Raw genomic sequence first — 5,637 nt, 5'->3', positions numbered from 1 at the left:
GGGTCAGCCGGGTCGGCTCGTCGAGCGGGTCGGTGCCGTCGGCGGCCGCGGCGGCCGCGGCGAGGTCGAGGATCCGGTCCAGGGTGGTCACGGCGACCACCCTAGGAGGGTCGGCCGCCGCGAGCCGGTGGCGGCCGATCCAGGATCAGCGTGATCGGGCCGTCGTTGACCGAGGCGACCTGCATGTCCGCGCCGAAGATGCCGCGCTCGACCCGGGCGCCCAGGCGCTCCAGCGCCACGCAGAAGGCGTCGTACAGCGGCTCGCCGACGGAGGCGGGCGCGGCGGCCTCCCAGGTGGGCCGCCGTCCCTTGCGGGCGTCGCCGTACAGGGTGAACTGGCTGACCACGAGCAGCGGTGCGTCGACGTCGGAGGCCGACTGCTCGTCGCGCAGCAGCCGGGCCGACCAGACCTTGCGGGCCATCCAGTCGACCTCGGCCGCGCCGTCGTCGTGGGTGATGCCGAGGTAGACCAGCAGCCCCGGCTGCGCCAGCGAGCCGACCTGCTCTCCGGCCACGGTCACGGACGCCGAGGCGACGCGTTGGACGACGGCACGCACGAGGCAGCGGCTCCGGGGCGGACGCGCTCAGGCGTCCTGGTCGGCGTGCTGGTCCTCGAGCTCGTCGGTCGACTGCTTGGTCAGCAGCACGAACCGGTAGCCGACGTTGCGCACGGTGCCGATCAGGGTCTCGTTCTCCGGCCCGAGCTTGGCGCGCAGCCGCCGGACGTGGACGTCGACGGTGCGGGTGCCGCCGAAGTAGTCATAGCCCCAGACCTCCTGCAGCAGCTGCTGACGGCTGAAGACCCGACCCGGGTGCTGGGCCAGGTGCTTGAGCAGCTCGAACTCCTTGAACGTCAGGTCGAGCGGGCGTCCGCCGATCCGGGCGGTGTAGGTGATGTCGTCGACGACCACCTCGCCGGAGCGGATCACGTGCGACTCGGGGTCCTCGGCCTCGCGCTGGGCGTCGAGCCGCCCGATGGCGAGCTTGATCCGCGCCTCGAGCTCGGCGGGTCCGCAGGTGTGCAGGACGACGTCGTCCATGCCCCAGTCGTGGGTCACCACGGAGAGGCCGCCCTCGGTGACCACCAGCAGGACGGGTACGTCGGTGCCGGTGGTGCGGATCAGTCGGCAGAGGTCCCGGGCGGGGGCGAGGTCCTGGCGACCGTCGACGAGCAGCAGGTCGGCGTCGGGCGCCTCGAGCAGGGCGCTGCCCTCGGCGGGCAGGATCTTGACCTGGTGGCCGAGCAGGCTCAGGGCCGGGAGCACCTCGGCGGAGGGCTGGAGCGCGCTCGTGAGCAGCAGCAAGGTGCCCATCGTGCTCTCCTCCCTCGGGGGCGGAGACCGCGACGTCGTGCCGGGTCGCGGGCTTCGCGTGGGTGGAAGAATACCGAACCATGGGCGTCGAGAAGGCTGGTTCGCAGGCGGATGAGACGCGCGTCATCGCCGTGCACTACTGGGCGGCAGCCAAGTCAGCGGCCGGGGTGGCGGGTGACGACCTCCCCGTCGAGGGCCCGCTGCGCCTGACCGAGGTGGTCCGTCGCGCCGTGGCACTGCACCCCGGGAGCCGGTTGGCCGACGTGTTGGAGGTGTGCTCGGTGCTGGTGGGGGAGCGGCCCGTGTCGGCCGAGGACCCCGACGACGTGATGGTCCCGCCCGGGGCCACCGTGGAGTTCCTGCCGCCGTTCGCCGGCGGGTGACTTGCGTCGTTCCGGGCCGGGCAGGGCCGCCGGGCTGGTAGCAAGGGACTCGGACGTCAGGTCGGCGCCCAGCCCAGTTGGAGGTTCGCCATGCGCCCGCTCGCTCCCCTTGCTGTTGCCCTCTCGTTCGCCGCGGTGAGCCTCACCGGCTGCTCGGCCAGCGCCGTCGACCGCGCCGACGTGGAGGAGCAGATCTCCGCCGAGCTGGCGGCCCAGGTCGGCGAGGAGCCGGACGACGTCTCGTGCCCCGGAGACCTGGATGCCGAGGTGGGTGCCGAGATGACCTGCGTGCTGTCGGCCGGCGGGGACACGATCGATGTCTACGTCGTGGTCACCTCGGTCGAGGACGGGACGGCGAACTTCGACATCGAGGTCGCCGACGAGGTCAACTGACCCGGGACTCGCAACGAGGGCCGACCCCCCCGGGACGGCCCTCGTCGTGGTGTCATACGTCGTTCTCGTGTGCGTAACCCGAGAGACGTACGACGTCAGTGGTGGATCAGGCCTCGATCGCGGTCCTGTCCTGGTCGCCCGTGGAGATCTCGATCTTGCGGGGCTTGGCCTTCTCGGCAACCGGGACGACGAGCCGCAGTACTCCGCCATCGTACGACGCCTCGATGTTCTCGAGGTCGAGGTTGTCGCCCAGGACGAGCTGCCGGCTGAAGACGCCGCGCGGCCGCTCGGAGGCGAGCATCTCCCAGTCACCGTTGCGGGCCACGCGCTCGGCGCGGACCGTCAGCACGTTGCGCTCCACGTCGAGGTCGACGCTGTCCTTGGCGACACCGGGCAGGTCGAACTCGATCACGAAGCGGTCGCCCTCGCGCCAGGCGTCCATCGGCATCACCGCCGGCCGGTTGGTGGTGCCCAGGATCTGCTGGGTGAGGCGATCGAGATCGCGGAACGGGTCGGTGGTGCGCAGCAACATCACGTTTCCTCCTCTGAAGGTCTCGTTGTGGGCCGCCGAGTTGTAACGGCGGATACACATTTTGTATATCGCACGATACGATCCGTCAAGCCCTCTCCCCCCGATCGATCGAGGTGTTCCGATGAGCGACAGCAGTCGCGGTGTCTTCGCCATCTCGGTGGCTGCCGAGATGGTCTCGATGGAGGTGCAGAACCTCCGCGTCTACGAGCGCAAGGGCCTGCTCGAGCCCGAGCGGACCGCGGGTGGGACCCGTCTCTACAGCGAGGACGACCTGGAGCGTCTGGTCCGGATCCGGGAGCTGCTGGCCGACGGTCTCAATCTCGCCGGGATCGCGAAGGTCCTCGAGCTCGAGGACGAGGTGCGCCGGCTCCGCGACCCGGACTGACCTCGGCGGAATGCTGGGGCCTGTGCCAGTGTTGAGCCCGCCATGACCACAGGAGCCTGGGTGTTGATCGCCGCCGTCGCGCTGGCGACCGCCTTCGGCCTCTACCGCGCCGTGGTCGACGGACGCTTCTCGGGCACCCACCGGGTCAAGGGCGGCGAGCCGCTGCCGGACGAGGCTCCCCTCTCCGTCCTGCACGGCGCCGACATCGACCACGAGCTGGGGGAGCGGGCCACCCTGCTCCAGTTCTCCTCCGCCTTCTGCGCCCCCTGCCGCGCCACCCGCCGGGTCCTGGCCGACATCGCCGAGGCGGTGCCCGGCGTGGTCCACGTCGAGATCGACGCCGAGCACCACCTGGAACTGGTACGCCGGCTCGGGGTGCTGCGCACTCCGACCACGTTGGTGCTGGACAGCCGCGGGGTCGAGGTCGCCCGGGCGTCGGGCGCTCCTCGCAAGGAGCAGGTGCTCTCCGCACTCGAGGCGGCCGTCTGATGTCCACGATTCGGACACTTGTCTCGACAGGTGGGACGACTGGTTTCGTGCCGGCGACAGGTCGCCCTACTGTTCTCTCCATGTTCTCGACCATGCTGACGAAGCGCCGCGCAGTGGACCACTGCCGCATGCACTCGTCGCTGTGTCGAATGTCCTGACGGGTCGCGTCACCCACCCCTCGTCACGCCGCTGAACCCGCTCCTCGGAGCGCTGGCAGCCTGCTGATCGAGGAACCCATCCCCTCGCCGTACGGCGAACCCGTGACGCCCCGTGCCCCGCCCAGGCCATTCCGCACCGTCCGCAGGAGAGACATGTCCACCCTGAACGCCACCCGCACTCCGGGCCACACCACGCCCCCGGCCGGCACCCCGCAGCGGATCGACCCGCGTGGTCCGCAGTTCGGCGCCGCGCTGACCTCGGTCGTGCTCGCCGTGATCCTGTTGCTGGCCCCGCACCCGGCGGCGCTGGTCCTGCTGGCGCTCCAGACCGGCTTCTTCGCCATCGGGGCGGGCTTCGGGGTGCAGCACACTCCGCAGGCCTACCTGTTCAAGACCTTCGTCCGCCCCCGCCTGGCGGCGCCGACCGAGCTCGAGGACGTGGCTCCGCCGCGCTTCGCGCAGGGTGTCGGCCTCGCCTTCGCGGTGGTGGCGCTGGTCGGCTTCCTGACCGGGGCGACCGTCGTCGGTCTCGTGGCCGTGGGCTTCGCCCTGGCGGCCGCGCTGCTCAACGCGGTGTTCGCGTTCTGCCTGGGCTGCGAGATGTACCTGCTCCTCAAGCGCATCTCCGCCGGCTCCGCCCGCACGGCCGTCACCTCCTGACGCGCCGCGCTCACCACCTGCTTCACCTCATCGGGTCCACCGGACCCGTCCACCCGCACACCACACCCTGACCCGTTGCGCCGACCTTCGGCGCGCATGAAAGGCACCCTCATGAGCCGCGAAAACTCCCTCGTCTCCGCCCAGTGGGTCGAGGACCACCTCGACGACGACAGCATCGTCCTGGTCGAGGTCGACGAGGACACCTCGTCGTACGACAAGGGCCACATCCGTGGCGCCATCAAGCTCGACTGGACCACCGACCTGCAGGACCAGGTCCGTCGTGACTTCGTGAACAAGGAGCAGTTCGAGGCGCTGCTCTCCTCGCGGGGGGTCGGCAACGACCACACCGTGGTGCTCTACGGCGGCAACAACAACTGGTTCGCCGCCTACGCCTACTGGTACTTCAAGCTCTACGGCCACTCCGACGTCAAGCTCCTCGACGGCGGCCGCAAGAAGTGGGAGCTCGACTCACGCGAGCTGACCGACGAGCTGCCCGAGCGCGCCGCCACGACGTACACGGCCACCGAGCAGGACTCCTCGATCCGTGCCTTCCGCGACGAGGTCGTGGCTGCGATCGGCACCCAGAACCTGGTCGACGTGCGCAGCCCCGACGAGTACGCCGGTCGGCTGCTCGCACCGGCCCACCTGCCGCAGGAGCAGGCCCAGCGCGCCGGCCACATCCCGACCGCGGCGAGCGTGCCGTGGAGCAAGGCGGCCAACGACGACGGCACCTTCCGCTCCGACGAGGAGCTCAAGCAGATCTACTCCGACGCCGGGGTGGACTGGAGCAAGGACACGATCGCCTACTGCCGCATCGGTGAGCGTTCCTCGCACACCTGGTTCGTGCTCAAGGAGCTGCTCGGCCAGGAGAACGTGAAGAACTACGACGGCTCGTGGACCGAGTACGGCTCCCTCGTCGGCGTGCCGGTCGCGCTCGGCGACGAGCCCGGCCAGGCAGACGGGCAGAGCGCCTGATGTGCGGCGCGACCGAGGGTGGTCTCTCGCTCGACGGCATCAACGTCGCCAAGGAGGCCATCATCCAGGGCCGCGTGACGCGTGACGGCCAGCCGGTGAGCCCGGCGTACGTGCGCCTGCTCGACCGGACCGGCGAGTTCACCGCCGAGGTGCCCACCTCGGCGACCGGGCACTTCCGCTTCTTCGCCGGCGAGGGCGAGTGGACGCTGCGCACGCTGGCGGCGAAGTCCGACCCCGTGGACAAGTTGGTGGTCGCGTCGGTCGGCTCGGTGGCCGAGGTCGTCGTCGCCCTCTGACCCGCCCTGACCGAGCGCCATCCCGCGAGCCCGACCGGCAACGGTCGGGCTCG

At 70.6% G+C, this 5,637-nt stretch carries 10 protein-coding genes; 7 read left to right on the top strand and 3 right to left on the bottom strand.

Annotated elements, in window-relative coordinates; genetic code table 11:
- Positions 1-101 precede the first annotated feature (101 nt).
- Both dtd and ABZE72_RS15315 read right to left on the bottom strand, forming a co-directional pair.
- Entirely contained in the window at positions 102-557 is a 456-nt protein-coding gene (dtd, locus tag ABZE72_RS15320; RefSeq protein WP_372729899.1) for a D-aminoacyl-tRNA deacylase, read from the bottom strand.
- A 27-nt stretch (positions 558-584) separates the two neighbouring features.
- A complete protein-coding gene (locus ABZE72_RS15315; protein WP_372729898.1) occupies positions 585-1,313 on the bottom strand; it encodes a response regulator transcription factor in 729 nt (242 codons plus the stop codon).
- An 80-nt stretch (positions 1,314-1,393) separates the two neighbouring features.
- Between ABZE72_RS15315 and ABZE72_RS15310 the strand changes: the two genes are divergently transcribed.
- The gene (locus tag ABZE72_RS15310; RefSeq protein ID WP_372729897.1) at positions 1,394-1,696 is read left to right on the top strand and encodes a MoaD/ThiS family protein; all 303 of its coding nucleotides are present in this window, start codon (positions 1,394-1,396) and stop codon (positions 1,694-1,696) included.
- A gap of 90 nt (positions 1,697-1,786) precedes the next feature.
- Positions 1,787-2,089 carry a DUF4333 domain-containing protein gene (locus tag ABZE72_RS15305; protein WP_372729896.1) on the top strand — a complete coding sequence of 101 codons (303 nt, stop codon included), beginning with the start codon at positions 1,787-1,789 and terminating at the stop codon, positions 2,087-2,089.
- A 106-nt stretch (positions 2,090-2,195) separates the two neighbouring features.
- On the opposite strand, the gene ABZE72_RS15300 is transcribed toward ABZE72_RS15305, so the two are convergent.
- Entirely contained in the window at positions 2,196-2,621 is a 426-nt protein-coding gene (locus ABZE72_RS15300) for an Hsp20/alpha crystallin family protein (RefSeq protein ID WP_372729895.1), read from the bottom strand.
- Between the two features lie 121 nt (positions 2,622-2,742).
- Between ABZE72_RS15300 and ABZE72_RS15295 the strand changes: the two genes are divergently transcribed.
- The 5 genes from ABZE72_RS15295 (at position 2,743) to ABZE72_RS15275 (ending at position 5,584) form a co-directional block, all read left to right on the top strand.
- The gene (locus tag ABZE72_RS15295) at positions 2,743-3,006 is read left to right on the top strand and encodes a MerR family transcriptional regulator (RefSeq protein WP_372729894.1); all 264 of its coding nucleotides are present in this window, start codon (positions 2,743-2,745) and stop codon (positions 3,004-3,006) included.
- Between the two features lie 42 nt (positions 3,007-3,048).
- A complete protein-coding gene (locus ABZE72_RS15290) occupies positions 3,049-3,495 on the top strand; it encodes a TlpA family protein disulfide reductase (protein WP_372729893.1) in 447 nt (148 codons plus the stop codon).
- A 311-nt stretch (positions 3,496-3,806) separates the two neighbouring features.
- Positions 3,807-4,313, top strand: a complete 507-nt coding sequence (locus tag ABZE72_RS15285) for a DUF4395 domain-containing protein (RefSeq protein ID WP_372729892.1) — start codon at positions 3,807-3,809, stop codon at positions 4,311-4,313.
- Positions 4,314-4,424: 111 nt separating this feature from the next.
- The gene (locus tag ABZE72_RS15280) at positions 4,425-5,288 is read left to right on the top strand and encodes a sulfurtransferase (RefSeq protein WP_372729891.1); all 864 of its coding nucleotides are present in this window, start codon (positions 4,425-4,427) and stop codon (positions 5,286-5,288) included.
- Complete coding sequence (locus ABZE72_RS15275) at positions 5,288-5,584, top strand: DUF1416 domain-containing protein (RefSeq protein ID WP_372729890.1); 297 nt, start codon at positions 5,288-5,290, stop codon at positions 5,582-5,584. The genes ABZE72_RS15280 and ABZE72_RS15275 overlap by 1 nt, the downstream gene beginning before the upstream one ends.
- Positions 5,585-5,637: the final 53 nt, after the last annotated feature.

Origin of the sequence: Nocardioides sp., from assembly GCF_041600255.1 — a bacterium.
In the GTDB taxonomy this organism is placed as follows: domain Bacteria; phylum Actinomycetota; class Actinomycetes; order Propionibacteriales; family Nocardioidaceae; genus Nocardioides.
The sequence above is the reverse complement of the archived record's forward strand: the minus strand, read 5'-3'. Positions and strand labels throughout refer to the sequence as shown.